The 16,458-nt window shown below is 39.5% G+C and carries 19 protein-coding genes and 1 pseudogene; 5 read left to right on the plus strand and 15 right to left on the minus strand.

Annotated features, from left to right (window positions below; genetic code table 11):
* Nucleotides 1-37 precede the first annotated feature (37 nt).
* The 4 genes from C232_RS0111480 to C232_RS0111495 all read right to left on the minus strand — a co-directional run bounded on the left by C232_RS0111480 (nt 38) and on the right by C232_RS0111495 (nt 3,916).
* Entirely contained in the window at nt 38-1,954 is a 1,917-nt protein-coding gene (locus C232_RS0111480; RefSeq protein WP_018664205.1) for a heavy metal translocating P-type ATPase, read from the minus strand.
* Between the two features lie 180 nt (nt 1,955-2,134).
* The gene (locus C232_RS0111485) at nt 2,135-2,794 is read right to left on the minus strand and encodes a Crp/Fnr family transcriptional regulator (RefSeq protein ID WP_169338754.1); all 660 of its coding nucleotides are present in this window, start codon (nt 2,792-2,794) and stop codon (nt 2,135-2,137) included.
* 121 nt (nt 2,795-2,915) lie between these two features.
* Nucleotides 2,916-3,455 carry a Dps family protein gene (locus C232_RS0111490; RefSeq protein WP_018664209.1) on the minus strand — a complete coding sequence of 180 codons (540 nt, stop codon included), beginning with the start codon at nt 3,453-3,455 and terminating at the stop codon, nt 2,916-2,918.
* A gap of 161 nt (nt 3,456-3,616) precedes the next feature.
* On the minus strand, nt 3,617-3,916 hold the full coding sequence (locus C232_RS0111495) for a hypothetical protein (protein ID WP_235801540.1): 300 nt from the start codon (nt 3,914-3,916) through the stop codon (nt 3,617-3,619).
* Nucleotides 3,917-4,138: 222 nt separating this feature from the next.
* On the opposite strand from C232_RS0111495, the gene C232_RS0111500 reads away from it, so the two are divergent.
* Nucleotides 4,139-4,351: a hypothetical protein gene (locus C232_RS0111500; RefSeq protein ID WP_018664214.1), complete on the plus strand. Its 213-nt coding sequence runs from the start codon at nt 4,139-4,141 to the stop codon at nt 4,349-4,351.
* Nucleotides 4,352-4,518: 167 nt separating this feature from the next.
* Here the strand turns inward: C232_RS0111500 and C232_RS19430 are convergent.
* Nucleotides 4,519-4,683, minus strand: a pseudogene (locus C232_RS19430) (class I SAM-dependent methyltransferase); the annotation flags it as partial.
* Nucleotides 4,684-4,838: 155 nt separating this feature from the next.
* On the opposite strand from C232_RS19430, the gene C232_RS0111505 reads away from it, so the two are divergent.
* Together C232_RS0111505 and C232_RS0111510 are read left to right on the plus strand one after the other, a co-directional pair.
* Complete coding sequence (locus C232_RS0111505) at nt 4,839-5,537, plus strand: NAD(P)H-dependent oxidoreductase (RefSeq protein ID WP_018664218.1); 699 nt, start codon at nt 4,839-4,841, stop codon at nt 5,535-5,537.
* A gap of 16 nt (nt 5,538-5,553) precedes the next feature.
* Nucleotides 5,554-5,736 (plus strand): hypothetical protein, encoded by a 183-nt coding sequence (locus C232_RS0111510; protein WP_018664220.1) that lies wholly within the window; start codon nt 5,554-5,556, stop codon nt 5,734-5,736.
* 321 nt (nt 5,737-6,057) lie between these two features.
* Here C232_RS0111510 and C232_RS0111515 read toward each other — a convergent pair whose 3' ends face one another.
* The 8 genes from C232_RS0111515 to C232_RS0111570 form a co-directional block, all read right to left on the minus strand.
* Nucleotides 6,058-7,539: an MFS transporter gene (locus tag C232_RS0111515; RefSeq protein ID WP_018664222.1), complete on the minus strand. Its 1,482-nt coding sequence runs from the start codon at nt 7,537-7,539 to the stop codon at nt 6,058-6,060.
* A gap of 911 nt (nt 7,540-8,450) precedes the next feature.
* Nucleotides 8,451-8,927 (minus strand): tetratricopeptide repeat protein, encoded by a 477-nt coding sequence (locus tag C232_RS0111540; RefSeq protein ID WP_018664232.1) that lies wholly within the window; start codon nt 8,925-8,927, stop codon nt 8,451-8,453.
* A 229-nt stretch (nt 8,928-9,156) separates the two neighbouring features.
* The gene (locus C232_RS0111545; RefSeq protein ID WP_018664234.1) at nt 9,157-9,720 is read right to left on the minus strand and encodes an HAD-IA family hydrolase; all 564 of its coding nucleotides are present in this window, start codon (nt 9,718-9,720) and stop codon (nt 9,157-9,159) included.
* A 115-nt stretch (nt 9,721-9,835) separates the two neighbouring features.
* A complete protein-coding gene (locus C232_RS0111550) occupies nt 9,836-10,393 on the minus strand; it encodes a hypothetical protein (protein WP_018664236.1) in 558 nt (185 codons plus the stop codon).
* Between the two features lie 240 nt (nt 10,394-10,633).
* Nucleotides 10,634-10,873 (minus strand): hypothetical protein, encoded by a 240-nt coding sequence (locus C232_RS18580; RefSeq protein WP_051086231.1) that lies wholly within the window; start codon nt 10,871-10,873, stop codon nt 10,634-10,636.
* The gene (locus C232_RS0111560; RefSeq protein ID WP_018664240.1) at nt 10,863-11,072 is read right to left on the minus strand and encodes a helix-turn-helix transcriptional regulator; all 210 of its coding nucleotides are present in this window, start codon (nt 11,070-11,072) and stop codon (nt 10,863-10,865) included. Before C232_RS0111560 ends, C232_RS18580 begins: the two co-directional genes overlap by 11 nt.
* Nucleotides 11,073-11,256: 184 nt before the next feature.
* On the minus strand, nt 11,257-11,604 hold the full coding sequence (locus tag C232_RS18585; RefSeq protein ID WP_018664252.1) for a GNAT family protein: 348 nt from the start codon (nt 11,602-11,604) through the stop codon (nt 11,257-11,259).
* 115 nt (nt 11,605-11,719) lie between these two features.
* Complete coding sequence (locus tag C232_RS0111570; protein WP_018664254.1) at nt 11,720-12,325, minus strand: LysE/ArgO family amino acid transporter; 606 nt, start codon at nt 12,323-12,325, stop codon at nt 11,720-11,722.
* Nucleotides 12,326-12,446: 121 nt separating this feature from the next.
* On the opposite strand from C232_RS0111570, the gene C232_RS18590 reads away from it, so the two are divergent.
* Both C232_RS18590 and C232_RS18595 read left to right on the plus strand, forming a co-directional pair.
* Complete coding sequence (locus C232_RS18590; RefSeq protein ID WP_018664256.1) at nt 12,447-13,283, plus strand: aminotransferase-like domain-containing protein; 837 nt, start codon at nt 12,447-12,449, stop codon at nt 13,281-13,283.
* A 404-nt stretch (nt 13,284-13,687) separates the two neighbouring features.
* On the plus strand, nt 13,688-14,473 hold the full coding sequence (locus C232_RS18595; protein ID WP_018664258.1) for a DMT family transporter: 786 nt from the start codon (nt 13,688-13,690) through the stop codon (nt 14,471-14,473).
* 165 nt (nt 14,474-14,638) lie between these two features.
* Here the strand turns inward: C232_RS18595 and C232_RS19435 are convergent, their stop codons facing one another.
* A complete protein-coding gene (locus C232_RS19435; RefSeq protein WP_081622761.1) occupies nt 14,639-14,821 on the minus strand; it encodes a helix-turn-helix transcriptional regulator in 183 nt (60 codons plus the stop codon).
* 23 nt (nt 14,822-14,844) lie between these two features.
* Nucleotides 14,845-16,434, minus strand: coding sequence for a type I restriction-modification system subunit M (locus C232_RS0111585; RefSeq protein ID WP_018664260.1), 1,590 nt, complete (start codon nt 16,432-16,434; stop codon nt 14,845-14,847).
* Between the last annotated feature and the right edge of the window lie 24 nt (nt 16,435-16,458).

Below are 16,458 nucleotides of genomic sequence, written 5' to 3' on the forward strand. Positions count from 1 at the left end.
TATTTCGTAATTGATATTCATCAAATTTTAAAATAAATTATGCTGCCTTGCTTTTTTGTGTTTGGTTGTTCATGTTAAGCTTATTCTGACGGGCTTTTGTTTTAAATCTGATCAATCGCATCGCATTTAAAATGACGGCCAATACGCTGCCTTCATGGACAAACATTCCGATTGCAAGGTTTACCCGGCCCCAAAGGACACCAACGAGCAAGAAAGCTACAACTACTAATGCAATGGCGATGTTTTGTTTCATATTCCGCATGGTTTTCTTTGACAGGGCAAAAGCATGTGCATATTGAGTAAGTTTATCCGCCATCAAAACAATATCAGCCGTTTCCATGGATACATCCGTTCCACCTTTTCCCATGGCGAGCCCAATGTCTGCTGTTGCAATGGCAGGGGCGTCATTAATGCCATCACCGGCCATTGCAACAATGGACCCTTCCTCTTTCAGCTTCTTCACATATTGAACCTTTTCATTTGGAAGAAGTTCCGCATGAAACGCATCAATGCCTAATTGGCTGGCAACAGCTTGGGCAGTATGGGAGTTATCCCCCGTTAACATGATTATCCGTTTGATCCCGTTGGAACGCATATCCGCTAAGGCAGCCCGGGCATCTTCACGGATTTGATCGGCGATTGACAGAATCGCTTCCAATTTCCCATTGACTGCAATGAAAATAGCGGTATTTCCTAATTTTTCACGTTGTGTTGCGTAATCCCGTGCTGTTTGATGGATCGCGATACCTTGCGCTTCCATCAGTTTGCGGTTTCCCGCTGCAACAGCGCAGCCATCTATCGTTGCGGTAATGCCTTTCCCTTTAATGGCTTCACCTTCCTGCAAATGATAATGGTTGAGGCTGATTTTTCTTGCTTCTGCTTCCTTCACAATGGTTTGACCGAGCGGATGCTCAGAAACGGTTTCCGCCTTAGCTGCCAGACCGAGAATTTTCTCACCATTCATCGTGCCAAACAGATGCAAATCGGTGACTTCCGGTTTTCCTTTTGTTAACGTGCCGGTCTTATCAAATACGAGCGTGTCTACCTTTGAAAGTCTTTCCATAATGTCTCCGCCTTTAATAAGAGCACCGTTTTTCGCACCATTTCCAATCCCGGCAACATTTGAAACAGGAGCACCGATTACGAGGGCACCCGGGCAAGCAATGACTAAGAAGGTAATCGCCATATGCAAGTCACGGGTGAAAAACAATACGACGAGCGCAAGGAAGACAACAGCCGGTGTGTAATAGGCCGCAAACCGGTCCAGGAAACGTTCGGTTTTGGATTTTGCATCCTGGGCCTCTTCAACGAGTTCAACCATCTTGGCAAAGGTTGTGTCATCCCCGACTTTTTCAGCCACCATTTCGATATAGCCTGTATCCACGATAGAACCGCTAAAAACAGGTTCTTTTTCCTCTTTGCTTACCGGAATGGACTCACCGGTGATCGCCGCTTCATTGATGGATGCGCGGCCCTTGGTAATAGCCCCGTCGACCGGTATTTTACCGCCCGGCAGAACAACTAACCGGTCACCTGCTTGAACACGATCCACATCAATTTTTTGGCGTGTCCCGTCTTCTTGAAGCAAGATTGCTTCCTGCGGTGCCATATCGACCAATTGCTTTAAAGAAGAACGGGTTTTCTTTAGTGTCCTTGCTTCTAAATAATCGCCGAATAAAAACAGGAAAGTGACGGCCGCTGACTCCATATACTCATGGATGAACAGGGCACCCGCAACCGCTACCGTCACAAGCAACTCAATACTGAAAGTTTTCATTCTGATGGCTTGCCAGGCTTTTATCACAATCGGGATGGCAGCCAACACCGTCGCCGCAATGAGAAGGCCATCTCTCCACCCCGCCAGACCTGCAAGCTTTGCAAAAAAACCGAGGACAATGAAAATAGCGGCAAGCCAGGTCAGATGATGCTTATGGTGATTCACTCTTTCTATCATTAGAACTCCTCCTGTCCGTTTCCTTGTTATACTCTTATTGTAATGGAATCCTGTCCTTTCATCATTGACCCCGGTCAAGCATCCTTGAATTTAAAATGGTTTTATCCGTTTATTGAAGAGGGGAAAGACAAAAAAATACACCGCAGTTTGGCAAGCGGTGTACTTCTTATATCTTCCTTGTTAATCTGCGTGTAATAACAGTTGATCTAAATCAGGAATTTTAATTTTCTTCTTTGGCAACTGTTCAATTAATCCCTGCTTCTCAAGGATTGTAAACTTTCTGCTAATGGTTTCAGGGGTTGTCCCCAGATAAGAAGCCAGATCTTTTTTAGACATAGGCAGGGTAATCGTTGTATGATTTGCACCGTTTTTTTCCACACAATTGATCAAAAACGAGATGATTCTGGATTCAACATTTTCTATGGCAACCTGGGCCGTTTGTTTTTCCGAGTCTTTCAAACGCTTCGTCATTTCAGCTAAAATTTTTACTGATATTTGGGGATACTCCAGTAGATAGGCTTGCAGGTCTTTTTGCTTAATAAGGCAAACAGATGATTTTTGTAAGGCCTCAGCATAATTATCATGAACCTCTCCCGGCTGGAAAACGGCCAACTCCCCGGTAAAATCACCCGGATCCAAAATGCGGACAAGCTGCTCCTTTCCGGAATCCGATAGACGGAAAATCCTTATTTTTCCTGTATTGATAATATATAATGTATCATCCTTTTCACCCGCACGGAATAGCATTTCGCCTTTTTGTAATTCCAGCGTTTCAGCAGACTCTGCAATTTTCGCCATCTGTTCCTCCTCCAGATGATTAAAGATGGGCACTAGTCTCATACATTCCGCATGGCTATGATGAAAATGGCCGGGCCGGGGTTCATGGTGACAATGATGTTGTTTCAACGGAAAACCTCCTGACAGAAAACTGGCCCGGTTTTTCCAAGGCCTCTGATTGATTTCATTCTTCTTCATCTTCCAAAGCTGTTTTTCCCAGAAAGGCTTGCAACAGCCAAATTTGTTTATCAAGATACCGTTTGTAGTCAATTAAAACATTTTCCAAAGCTGCATGCCCTTGTTCAGACGCCAGATAAATGGCACGAATTGCAACATCCCGTGTTAACCGGAAATCATCAATCATATTCGCAACCATTTCTTCTGCAGTCCGATATTTATCTGCTTCGTCTTCCTGGATAAACGTATATTTCATGTTTTGTCCGGTAGTTGAAAACGGTTTGGCATCCATAGCCAATAAGGTCTCAGCAATTTTATCATACCAGTTTGCTGCATCCGTATACAATTCCGCAAATTTTTCGTGTAGATGAAAGAATTGCGGTCCCTTTACATACCAGTGATATTGATGCAATTTTGTCCAAAGCACAGCCAGGTTTGCCACGATGTGATTCGTCATGGCCGCAGCTGTCGGGTGATGATGATCATGCTCTTTTTGCTCCTGTTCCAATTCTTGTTGCAGTTTTTCTTCTGCGGTTAATTCACTCATAACGATCCCTCCTAAAATGGATTACAACTTCATTTTAGGAAGAGATGCTTATAAAAACATTGACCAACGTCAACATAAGGAAATTTATCACCATTTCTCCGCTAATTCTTATTGGCGCCGGAACTCAACTGCAGGAGTCCAAATCACATCCCGAGATTCCATTACATGAAATCCTTTGCTGAAAGTGATTTTAATAAATCGGAGGTCGTAATACTATATCCTTCTTTATATTGTTCTTCACTTTCTTTAAACATTAGTTCAAGATGAGGATTCTTCTTTACATCAGCTTTTATTGTTTGATGATCTTCCTCTTCTAGAACAAGCGTAAATCTGCCTTTGCCCGGTATATAAAATTGAACAACTGAGTTTTCACTATCCATGGAATCAATGTATTTCATGAGTTTCTCCGCGAAAAGAACCTTATCCATATCATCACCACCAATTATGATATACTTATCCATATCATAGCATACCAAAGTTCCAGCGACTTCAGTTTTCCCTTACCATTATCCTTCCTTAATTACATTTTTTTGACTTTAGCTAAAAAGTACTTTTACACTTCCTTCTTTTTGTGCTGTTGCTAAACAATTTAGTATAAAATCCTGAATTTGTTTTTTATCCCAATCTGAGGAATCACTTTCTGACAGGAAAACATACTGTTTGATACGATTGAGTTATCCATTATGAAAGGAATGGCAATCTTTATGACAGGAGACAGGGAATACGGTGAAAAATTAGTAAAAGAAAACTGCGACATTCTGGAGGCGACCCATTTTTCCGACTCGCTTCGTAAGTTTAGAAAAGCGGCATCGGAATTAGGATTTCCGGACATGATTCACAAGGAAGTGAATCAAGATTTACACATGCCCAAAAAGCCATTCATTTTGGACGCGTAGTCGAAAGGATGACAGCACGAGAGAAGGAGCATTTATTTCAATCAATTAAAATGACATCACGCAACTTTCACATTTCAATTTCCTGTCTAATATACATATTGTTGTATGGGCCCATTCTGAATGATTGATTAATGAGCTGGAAGTAAAGAGAGCTTTCGTAATTTAGATTATTTTACTGCTTTCCAAATTGTCCACCTGTCTTTCTCAACTATATTTGTATTGATGGATAATGATTTATCAATATGCTCTATTAGCCAATTTAACTCATCATCGTTTAACTCATGTAAAATACTTCTTCCAGTTCTTTGACTTAAATCTTTTAGTAATTGTTCTTTATGGCTAGTAAAAAACATTTTTTGAATGGTTATACTCATAATAATGACCAAGGCCTGTCCTAAGCATGATTCTGTCGATATCAATCTGCACATGCTATACTCGTATCGATTGAAAAAAGTTCCGTACTGCAATTTTACGGAAGGAGATTACAATGAAAACCTTATTAATTGTTTCCCATCCAGATATTTTAGAATCCGGCAGCCAGCAATATTTTTTAAGTTCATTAAAGGATTTTGACGAGGTTACCGTCCATCATTTGGAGGCGGTTTACCCTGATGGAAAAATTGATGTAAAAAAGGAACAGGACTTACTAAAAATACATGATCGAATTATTTTTCAATTTCCATTTTATTGGTATAGTTCGCCACCCATGTTAAAACATTGGCAAGATGTTGTTCTTGAAGAAGGATTTGCTCACGGTACAAGAGGGACGGCCCTTAAAGGAAAAGAGTTTGGATTGGTTTTATTCATCGGTATTAATGAAAAAGAGTACCAAGCAGGCGGGACTGAACGATACAGCATCAACGAACTTACAAAACCTTATCAAGCCATGGCCTATAAAACAGGTATGAAATATTTAAAGACACTCTCCATTTTCCAATTTTCTTACATGGAAGAAAACGAAAAAATGGATGCACTCATTCAATACTGGCAAATGCTCACGATGGAGAACGATTCGAGTCTGGCTTCCCGCGAAAAATGGTTAATTTCCCAATTACAAAAAGCCATGCAAAGGACAGAGGATCAAAAAGATACAGATACATTTAAATATACGATTGAACTTATTGAAGAAAACCGTTCATCCATTGACGGATTAAAGATCGTCCTTGACCAAGTTCGGCAAACCTAATAAGGGGTGATGACAATTGGAAAAAGAAGAATGGATTTTACAAGAATTACAGCGAATTTATGATAAAAGTCAAGATTATAATGAAGTTACTTTAGTGAAAGCTGCCCAAGATATCATTAGAGAACAAGCAAAGCGAATTTACCAGATGGAAGGGGAAATTGACGGAACTTTATGGAGTCCAAAACGATGGGGCGAATAAAGCCAACCATGAGCGCTTTTTCAAAATCGTATTACAAAATTATTTCTATGCAACACCATTTCAGAAAGGAACATGTCAGTCCGCACATCTTCCTGTTTTTGGGTGCGTATAAAGAAATAAGATAGGCAGGATAAGGCCCGAGAACAAGACCGTGAAACTGAATGTTAATTTCACAAAATCAGGGGGAGTAGAATCTTCTTAAATGGGGAGCTGCAAATATTTTAGGTGTTAAAATACCACCCACTCCGAATGACAGAGTATGGGTGGCGGCATACAGGCTGCTGGCGATGTTTTATATCCTGTCTCACCATTAGAGGAGAACTATTTTTCACTCTCCGAATCAGCCATTTTTTCTTTAATATTTCTTCTTTCCTCTTTCCACCACAGGGCCTCCTGGGGATCCTCCAGAATTTCTGCAATTTCGCGTTTTTCCTCTACTGCCGGTGCTGAGCCCCGCAGCGCTTTCTTGGTAGTATCTTTTACAAAAAACATGGTTATGACCCCAATAAAGCAAGCAGCCATAACATAATAAGCCGGAACCATCTGATTATTTGTGATTTTTATAAGCCACGTCATCATCAAAGGAGTCGTTCCTCCAAATAAGGAAACTGAAACATTAAAAGCAATAGCCAGCGCAACATATCTTACTTCAGTAAAAAACAAGGAAGGCAGCATGGACGGCATGGTTGCTTCGAAAGTCGCCAACAGAATAGCTAATATCATCAGGCCTAAAAAGACCATCAAATTATTGCCGCTTCCAATCATCTTAAATGACGGGATGGACAGAAGAATCAGCCCTATCAAACCTCCCATTACAAGGCTCTTACTCCCAATTCGATCACTAAGATAGCCCATAAGCAATACAACCGGGATCATGATAAACATCACAATCAGAATAAACAAAAGGCCTTTCGACTCTCCATAACCGAGGACAACATTCAAATAAGACGGCATATACGATAACAACATATAATCCACAACATTAAAAAATAAAACCAAAACAATCCCTTTAAGCAGCTGCGGCCAATGAAAAAGAAAAACTTTTTTGATTAATCCTTTTTCATTTTCTTTGTGTCTCCCTTCATTCATTGCTTCAAAGACAGGAGTCTCCTCCAGATTATTTCTCAAATAAAGGCCAATCAGACCGATCGGAGCAGCAATAAAGAACGGAATGCGCCATCCCCAAGCCAACATTTTTTCAGCCCCAAGCCAAAAGCTGAGAATCGTTACGACGCCGGATCCAGTGATATATCCAACCAATGTTCCCACTTCTAACCCGCTTGATAAAAAGCCTCTCTTTTTATCGGGTGAAGATTCCGCGATGAACGTCATAGCCCCCGAGTATTCACCACCAGTGGAAAATCCTTGAACCAATCTGGCTAACAGCAGCAGGGTAGGGGCCAAATTCCCAATCTTTGAATAACCCGGTATCAACCCCATGCTTAAAGTAGCAAGAGACATTAACACTAAAGTGATGGCCAATATCTTTTTTCGCCCTAATTTATCACCCAACATGCCAAAAAACATCCCGCCAAAAGGACGAACGAGAAACGCCACAGCAAAAGTGGCAAACGAAAACACCAGTTGAAGCGGCCCGGTCACGCCCGAAAAAAACACCTTTCCAATGATCACGGCCAAATAGGAGTATATTCCAAAATCAAACCACTCCATTGCATTTCCAAGAGCAGTTGCAATCACTGCTTTTTTTGCAGCATCCGTGTCTACAACAGTGATATCATCTTTTTTTAGCCTTCTTTCAGATTTTTTTCTAAACTTTGACCAGTTTCGTGTATTTTCGACCAATTGTTTCACCTAAATTCTTTATTAAAAGTCAAATCATGATGTTATTTTGAGCTGGCATCTTCATTGCTATTCAGAAGAATTTTCGTGGGAGTTTCCGGGAAAAACAGCGAATTTCAAGAAAAAAAACTCGACCCAAATAAGATCCAGTTTTGGTTTATTTCTATTCTTCTCATTATGGGATACCAGCTCAAAGTCTCTTCCCACGTTAAAAAGCAAAAATGTTCCAGCTTCTTTTCCATCTATATCATGCTGAAGTACTTTTTATCAAAGTGGAGTAAATCCATGAACGACCACGGGCGGGGATTTTTTGCCGGCGCGGGCTTTCATTCCTCTTATGAACGACCGTGAGCATGGATTTTTTGCCGGCGCGGGCTTTCATTCCCTTTATGAATGACCGTGGGCGGGGATTTTCTCCCGCCGCGGGCTTTCATTCCCCTTATGAACGACCGTGGGCGGGGATTTTTTACAGGCGCGGGCTTTCATTCCCTTTATGAATGACCGTGGGCGGGGATTTTCTCCCGCCGCGGGCTTTCATTCCCCTTATGAACGACCGTGGGCGGGGATTTTCTCCCGCCGCGGGCTTTCATTCCCCTTATGAACGACCGTGGGCGGGGACTTTTTGCCGGCGCGGGCTTTCATTCCCTTTATGAACGACCGTGGGCGGGGACTTTTTGCCGGCGCGGGCTTTCATTCCCCTTATGAACGACCGCGGGCGCGGATTTTCTCCCGCCACGGGCTTTCATTCCCTTTATGAACGACCGCGGGCATAGATTTTTTGCCGGCGTGGGCTTTCATTCCCTTTATGAACGACCGTGAGCATGGATTTTCTCCCGGCGCGGGCTATCATTCCTCTTATGAACGACCGCGGGCATGGTTTTTTGTCTGCATGGGCTTTCATTCCGTTTATAATATTAAAATTCACGGATGTAATCCTCTAATGCTATTTTATACCGTTCAATATCCGATGATTTTGGATGCTTTAATATTGCATATAAAACGGTTCTTAGAGCTTCATCATTTCTATTCATATCGAATAAAACCAATGACAGAAACATTGAAATTGATGGCATCTCCGGAAATTTCTTCTCTGCATCCGCCAAAATTTTTTCCGCTTCCTGAAGCCGATCAGCATTTCTTAAGGAACTGCCCAGTTGCAGCATGGCATATGACTCATATTCTCTTGAAAGCCCGGAACGAATCGCTTGCTCGTAATATGGAATCGATTTTTCTTCCTCTCCCAAATAGTCATAAGCATTGGCTAATTCGAATTTTGCTCTGGCAGATAGTGGAAAGTCTTTAGTCAACTGAAAAAAATATTGAATGAGCTCTTCTGGATTCTCTCTATGCCTCCAACCATCTTTTGTTACAGTTTCCCAATTCGGCTCCATCTCCGCTACCTCCTATTTCGGTTAAGAGAGTTGCTCAGATCCAATTAACCAAACTATTTTTTCACATTCAAAAATAATTGTTGAATTTCCCCCTTATATCATTCTTACGGTAAGCTTGTCAATTTCATAAACTCTTCAATTTGAAACCATGTGGTGATTTACCCATCATTCATGATAACAGTATCGCATAGAACCTCTTTTACATTTTCTGTCCTGACCAACAATCTTTTTACGAATGAATAATATGAGTAAAAAACTCCGAGTAGTCTTGTAAATGATAATCGGCAATATCACTTTGGCCTTGGAACATGCAAGTTGGAATCCCTAACTTCTTTGCAGGCACCAAATCCAAATCTCTATCACCGATCACTAAATCAATCTTGTGCTTGGTATGCAAGTAGAGATAAGCTGACGGATCAGGCTTGCGGGGATAACCGTCATCAATCGTTACCATGTCAACAAAATATTGATCCCAGCCATAATATTTTAAGATTGCCAATACTCCTGCCCGATGTTTATGTGTCATGATCACATTTTTGTTTGCAAATTTCAAAATTTCCTCCACATGGTCAAACGGTATCATTTCTTGAGGAGCAATCTCGTTCTTAAGTTGATTTAATTCATCTTTTTTGTTGGAAATATTATAATAGTCCAGGGCATGTGAATACGAAATTTTTAATTTTGCATATATTTCTTTTTTATCTGCCGCTTCACCTAAAACCTGAGAAACTATTTTGGTGTATGCAGGATATGTATCGAATAATGTTCCATCAAAATCCCATAATATGTTCATTTCAGTCACCTTTTTCTAAAAATAAGTATGTGTTCGTTCTTTCTCCAAACTACGGCTAAGCAGACCCCGTTATTTATTATCAATGCTAGCATCCTATTCATCTATTTTTCCCCTGTTAGCATACATGGTTATTGAGAATTCCAGCCAACTTTTCTTTCACTTCGTCCGAAGTAACGATACAGCTTGTAGAAAAGATTTTCATTTTTATTTTTAATTCATAACCATCATTGACCTCTTTAGAATAGCCGTAAAACCGATGATTTACATCAATAGGGATAAATTGAAAAGACTTAACTTTTTTCCAGGCAATAAAACGATCCCCGATTAACAAACCTTCCTCAACCACAGCAAACAAGTTTAAGAGATTCTGTGTGTTAGAAAAAGGAAGAAACAATAACAAATAAAGCGGCCAATCAAAGTCTAAAATAAATTTGCCTAAGATAAACATCACGACAACAAATAAAAGCAAGATAGAATAGAAAATGATTCCCACTTTTTGTTTATCATAGTTAGGAAAATCGACTGTTTTCTGGGGATATTTGCGAATTGCCAGCAACTCTTCGCTTGTTGCCGGCAGAATGATTTCTTTTCTCATCATTCTCAATAATTGAATAAATTTAAATGTGGCATATCCAATGACAATAAGAAATAATAGGCTCATCAAATATGTCAATCATTTCTCACTCCTTTACCATTTATTAACTGTCTAACTTAAGAATCAAGGTATCTAAAGAAAGTAGCGGGGTAAAAAACAGTTTTAAGTCAATATATGTTCATAAACTTCCGTTAAAAACCCGGATATACTATAAACCTGTAACAAATAACTTTGACTTTGTAAAACCCCCTGATCGAGAAATAAATAATGAAAAGACTGAACCGTTTGGAATTACATAAAAAGTGATAACTATCCGATCTAATAGAGTAGGGATTGTAACGGGATAGAACGGAAAATCACCCGAACCATTACCGGACAAAAAATTGTGGCATTTGGACTCGTTCCAATGAACACTAACCACAAGGGGTTATTGTGTGCAGACCAAAAACCATACTTTATTCCATTGTAAACTAAAATAGCAATAATGCCCAAAGTTTGAATTCCAAAAGCAATTGGGATGTTTTTCAGCGTAAGAAGAAGCAATCGTTCATCTTTCATTCTTTTCATCATCCCTCCAAAATAGTTCATCTAAAGTTTTATTTACTACATAACAAATCTCCAGGCATAAGTTTAAAGAAGGATTGTATTTTCCCTTCTCAATTAAACTTATTGTTTGTCGGGTAACACCCACCTTTTCTGCTAATTCTTGTTGAGTAAGATCCATTTGAACACGAGCAATTTTTACCTTGTTGTTCACTTTTTCTTATCAGCCCCTGAAATTCAGTGTAAAATATATATTACTTATTTCAATATATATTTTACATAGCAACCTTGGATAATGCAATATATAATATTCATTTTGCAATATATAAATTACATACAAACAAAAAAGCGCTGCATTCTTTTAGTTTCTTCTCTGTTTCTCGCCAGCACAACAGCTTTCAAAAATGGGCAAATTTTTTAAAGGAACTGATTGCATTGTCGTTAATATACAGTTTTACTTTGGCGGTTTCCTCCGGGTTCATTATAGATTTCAGCTTCATCCGCCGATCATCATTTATAATTAAACTCCCAAGCCTTATAAATTTTTTGCGGCCACCATAAACTTTAAATGTCCCAAACTGTTCAAACTGCTTATTTCGTTCTAAAACCTTTTGAAAGTTCTGCTTTGCTTCTTCAATTGGAAGTGCCCGTTCCGTAATCATCGCCATCACATCTTGATTAGAAAAGAGTTCAAAATAATCATCAAAATCGCCAGGTTCGAACTTTTGCAAATGAATTTTTTCCATGGTAAAAACCTCACAATATGTAATGATAGATGTTCTACTAACTTCAGCATGTACCCGTCTTTCGTTCTGCCTGCCCTTACAAAACTGACGCTTTCAAAAACAGTATAAACCAGAATTAAACCAATGATTGAACAATATAAACTGCCACCCCCCACATAATGACTGCAGAAACTTTATTTAACAGGGTTAAAAATCTTCCTGACTGGTCCAGTCTCCCAATCCCTCTCCCTATAATCGCCAATCCTGTGAACCAGACCCACGAAACAAGAATACAGGCAATGGAAAAAGCCGCTTTTCCCGCCCCTGTATAGTTTAAAGAACTTGTTCCAATTACCCCAATGGTGTCCAAAATAGCATGGGGATTCAGCAAAGAAACCGATACGGCAAAAATGATTTGTTTTTTTGCAGTGAATAAGCCATCTTCACTTTCAACTGTGGGTTTACTTCTCCATGTCACAATGCCCATATAGATCAGGAAACCTATACCCACTAACATGAATACCGCTTTTAACCAAAAGAATTCCAGTACAACAACGGAAACACCGAAAACGGCCAAAGAAATTAAGACAGTATCACAAACAGATGCGGTAATGATGGCAGGCAATGCTTTGAAAAAGGAAGGCTGGACGGCGCCCTGGTTGAATACAAATACATTTTGCACCCCGAGCGGCAAGATAAGGCCTAATGCTAAAATAAACCCATGAACAAACGCTGCTGACATTTTTATCTCTCCCCCTATTTTTTCTTTTCATTTTAAAGAGAAGAAGCAATTTGGTCTCCATCCAATTGGTTGGAAGATTAGCCAACCAATATTGTATGATATGACAAGGAGGGATAATAATATGGCAGATGATTGGGCGTTAAATAAGCATTCCCATATTCCTTTGTATCAGCAAATCTATGAATATATTAAAGCAAAAATTTTAAACGGAGAGTGGCCCGTAGGAACCAGGCTGCCAGCCCAGAGGGAGTTGGCAAGAAAGTGTGAGGTAAACCGGAGCACTGTTGTGTATGCGCTCGGGGAACTGACTGCCGAAGGGCTGATAGAATCAAAAGTTGGTAAAGGGACTGTCGTCGCCAATAATACTTGGGGTTTGCTGGCTTCTGCCCCGCCTCCTGACTGGCATCGTTACGTCAAAGCAGGAACATATGAGCCTAATAAACCCTTTATACAGCAAATTAATAAAGCAGAAGTTAACCCGGATATCATTCGACTGGGAACTGGGGAGCTGTCTCCTGAACTATTGCCTGCAGAACATATTCGAAGTATCTTTCAGAACTGCCCCCGGAAAATAACACTCGGATATTCGGAACCTAAAGGCAGCCAGTACCTCAGAGAAATAATTAGTGATTATTTAAAAGAGAAAGGGATTATCACCTCCCCCTCTTCCATTATGATCGTTTCGGGCGGAATCCAGGCGCTGCAATTTATTTCTCTGGGTTTGTTGCAACTGGGCTCGACGATTTTTCATGAGAATCCTTCTTATCTTCAATCGGTGCATGTTTTTCAGTCTGCCGGAATAAATCTGTGCGGCATTCAGATGGATAAGGAAGGGATTTTAACAGAGAGCGACAGGAATGATCGTTCCCATCTTCGCCTGTCTTATTCATATGCTTCATTTACTCAATTAGAAAAAGGGTTGGTAAAACTGTCAGAGATCATAAAGTGTATGAATTGAAGAATTAAAATTGCAGAATTGATAAAAGAACGGAAAATAGAACACTACTTTATATTCGACCGGAAAAATATTCGTTATCCTCTCTGGATATCGTTTAAATATAATGTATAATTGAAATTAAAGAACTATTCGTTCTATAAATATCTATGAAAAGATATGGCAGAGCTTTGAACTTTTTGCTCAAAGATTTCTTGTTATGATTTTAATTGCACTCCTAACAAGACCATTGTAATGGTTTGGTTATTAGTTGGGAAAATGAATCAAAAGAAAGTTCTGCGTATATTGAGTTTAAAGGAGTGGCATAAATTCAGTGAGTACCACAAGACATTGGGTAGCTGACCTGTCATTGCTGTTTGTTGCTATTGTTTGGGGATCACCTGGTAACAAAGGTTGTTCTGGAAGAGATGCCTGTATTTCCGTTTCTTTTTATCAGATTTACCTTAACAGTGATCATTATGATCCTTTTCACTTGGAGAAAATTAAAAAACGCAACAAAAGATACTTGGTTTTCCGGTATAATTTTTGGATTATTTCTAGCCGGTATTTTTACATCAGAGACGTGGGGGATTAATTATACATCTGCTGCAAATTCAGGTTTCTTAATTAGCCTGACGGTTGTTTTTACTCCTGTTATAGAATCTCTGGCACTTAAAAAACCATTAAAAATAGGAATTATAGGAGCTGTTATTTTATCCTGTGCTGGTACATTTTTTTTGACCATTAAGCATGGAGGTTACAGTTTTAATATAGGCGATATTTTAATATTGGTTGCCGCATTGTTACGTGCAACTCAAATGGCAGTCACCCAAAAATTAACCAATGGAAAAGAGATGGATTCCGGATCTTTAACAACAATACAGTTAGGTGTTGTGGCCATTGTTATGGGAATATTAACTGTGTTGCTGAATGGCAAAAACGCAATGGCTCTTCCCCCATCCTTTAGTTTTTGGATACTGACAATTTACTTGGCAATTTTCGGCACTCTTTTAGCCTTTTATATTCAGTTAGCAATGATAAGAAAGACTTCACCTACTCGTGTCGGGTTATTAATGGGTACGGAACCTGTCTTTTCCGCGGTTTTTGCCATTTTAATAGGTGGAGAATCACTTATTTGGCAACAGTGGCTTGGGGGAGCTTTAATTGTCATAGGTACATACTACGGACGTTATGTAGAAACAAACATCAGTTGAAAATAAGAGAATCAAAATCTGAAATTGTAAATAATGATGAGATCATATATTGTTATCCGATCATAATTGGTGACCTGTCAAAATTAACTTGAAACACCGGTATGGTTCTTCATGTTATCCTAAATGGGACTTGCTGAACGAATAGATACAGTCAGAGAATTATGATCACTTTCTAAAAGCATCGCTTATAAAAAGCTCATCTACGGCGGTATCCAATACAGAAGCTATTTTAAAAGCTAAATGTAAAGTAGGGTCGTATTTATCATTTTCAATTGCATTTATCGTCTGTCTCGATACATTACAAAGTTTAGCCAGATCTTCTTGAGATAAAAGTGGGGAAGCGAAAATTTCACCTCCCTACTCCCAAAAATCTAAATTTGCACGCCTAAAACTTTCAACTGTTCATTAATCTTAGCTTCCAGTTCAGCAATTTCTTGATTATCTTGCTCCAGTTGCTTGATCACTTCAGCTAAATCAATCGGGGCTTCTTCTTCAAACGTGTCAACGTAACGAGGAATGTTTAAGTTAAACTCATTTTCTTTGATTTCTTCGATAGAAGCCACGTGAGCGTATTTATCGACGTCTTTACGTTCTTTAAATGTCGTGATGATTTTTTCGATATTTGCATCACTTAAGCTATTTTGATTTTTACCTTTTTCAAAATCTTTACTCGCATCAATAAACAAAATATCTTTAGTTTGACGATTTTTCTTAAAAACTAAAATTGTAGTTGGAATACTTGTGCCGTAGAATAAATTGGCAGGTAATCCAATCACCGCATCAAGGTAATTTTTCTCAATCAACGTTTGACGAATTTTACCCTCGGCTGCACCGCGGAATAACACCCCATGAGGCAAGACAATCGCCATTGTCCCAGTATTGTTCAAATGATAAAGGCTGTGCAAAATAAAAGCATAATCCGCTTTTGAAGCAGGTGCTAATTTTCCGTAATCGCTAAAACGGGGATCTTTTAATTTTGTTTTATCATTATCCCATTTTGCAGAATATGGAGGATTTGCAACCACAGCATCAAATGAACGTGGATGATCGATTCCTTTTGCATCTGGTCCATCCGGCCAATCGCTTTCTAATGTATCCGCATTGTTTAACGCCATATTATTATATGAAACATTGTGCATCATCAGATTCATACGCGCCAAATTGTAAGTTGTGGTATTTAACTCTTGACCGAAGTACTTCACCGGTGTACCATCAGGCAATTCTTGTCCAACTGTAAGAAGTAGCGAACCTGATCCCATTGTGGGGTCATATACGTTGAAGAATTCGCCGGTATTTTCAACCCCGTGAGTGACAAGTTTAGCCAAAATCTTACTGACTTGATGGGGAGTATAGAATTCCCCGCCTTTTTTACCGGCGTTTGCCGCGAATTGACCAATTAAGTATTCATAGATTTCACCTAGAATATCTTTGCCGTCATCACCTCTATATTCAATCCCATCAACCAATTTCACGATATTGTTCAAAGATTTGGCACGTTCGTTGGTCGAACTTCCAAGTCGGGAATCCCCCAAATTGATGTCGTTGAACACCCCACGGAAATCTTGTACAGCTTCCTTATTTAACTCCGCATTTTTATTAAAGTTATCGAAAATGGTTTGATAGTCACTTGGAATGACTTGTGCTTCGTTGATTTTGTTAATCAAAGATGCCCATGTGTCATTTGGCGCAATCGCGTAACCCAGACTGGATGAAATATCTTCTAAATAGTCGGCTAAATCCTCTCCAACAGCTTGTTCAAGATAAGCCTCGTTAATGGATTGGCCACTTGCCACATCAAGAACATTATTTTCAACTAAATATTGTTCCTGGTGCTCTGACAAATAGCGATAAAACATAAATGCCAAGATATAGTTTTTGTATTCTGAAGCGTCCATTGTACCGCGCAGTTCATTCGCCATCGCCCAAAGCTTGCTGGTAATTGTATGTAGATCATTGCTCATCATTTTCATTTCCTTTCGTGATTC

Origin of the sequence: Heyndrickxia acidiproducens DSM 23148, from assembly GCF_000374345.1 — a bacterium.
Lineage (GTDB): Bacteria > Bacillota > Bacilli > Bacillales > Bacillaceae_C > Weizmannia > Weizmannia acidiproducens.

Coding starts and splice junctions, on each gene's coding strand:
- C232_RS0111480 (WP_018664205.1), bottom strand. CDS start 1,954: ATGATAGAAAGAGTGAATCACCATAAGCATCATCTGACCTGGCTTGCC.
- C232_RS0111485 (WP_169338754.1), bottom strand. CDS start 2,794: ATGAGACTAGTGCCCATCTTTAATCATCTGGAGGAGGAACAGATGGCG.
- C232_RS0111490 (WP_018664209.1), bottom strand. CDS start 3,455: ATGAGTGAATTAACCGCAGAAGAAAAACTGCAACAAGAATTGGAACAG.
- C232_RS0111495 (WP_235801540.1), bottom strand. CDS start 3,916: ATGGATAAGTATATCATAATTGGTGGTGATGATATGGATAAGGTTCTT.
- C232_RS0111500 (WP_018664214.1), top strand. CDS start 4,139: ATGAAAGGAATGGCAATCTTTATGACAGGAGACAGGGAATACGGTGAA.
- C232_RS0111505 (WP_018664218.1), top strand. CDS start 4,839: ATGAAAACCTTATTAATTGTTTCCCATCCAGATATTTTAGAATCCGGC.
- C232_RS0111540 (WP_018664232.1), bottom strand. CDS start 8,927: ATGGAGCCGAATTGGGAAACTGTAACAAAAGATGGTTGGAGGCATAGA.
- C232_RS0111545 (WP_018664234.1), bottom strand. CDS start 9,720: ATGAACATATTATGGGATTTTGATGGAACATTATTCGATACATATCCT.
- C232_RS18580 (WP_051086231.1), bottom strand. CDS start 10,873: ATGAAAGATGAACGATTGCTTCTTCTTACGCTGAAAAACATCCCAATT.
- C232_RS18585 (WP_018664252.1), bottom strand. CDS start 11,604: ATGGAAAAAATTCATTTGCAAAAGTTCGAACCTGGCGATTTTGATGAT.
- C232_RS0111570 (WP_018664254.1), bottom strand. CDS start 12,325: ATGTCAGCAGCGTTTGTTCATGGGTTTATTTTAGCATTAGGCCTTATC.
- C232_RS18590 (WP_018664256.1), top strand. CDS start 12,447: ATGGCAGATGATTGGGCGTTAAATAAGCATTCCCATATTCCTTTGTAT.
- C232_RS18595 (WP_018664258.1), top strand. CDS start 13,688: ATGCCTGTATTTCCGTTTCTTTTTATCAGATTTACCTTAACAGTGATC.
- C232_RS0111585 (WP_018664260.1), bottom strand. CDS start 16,434: ATGAGCAATGATCTACATACAATTACCAGCAAGCTTTGGGCGATGGCG.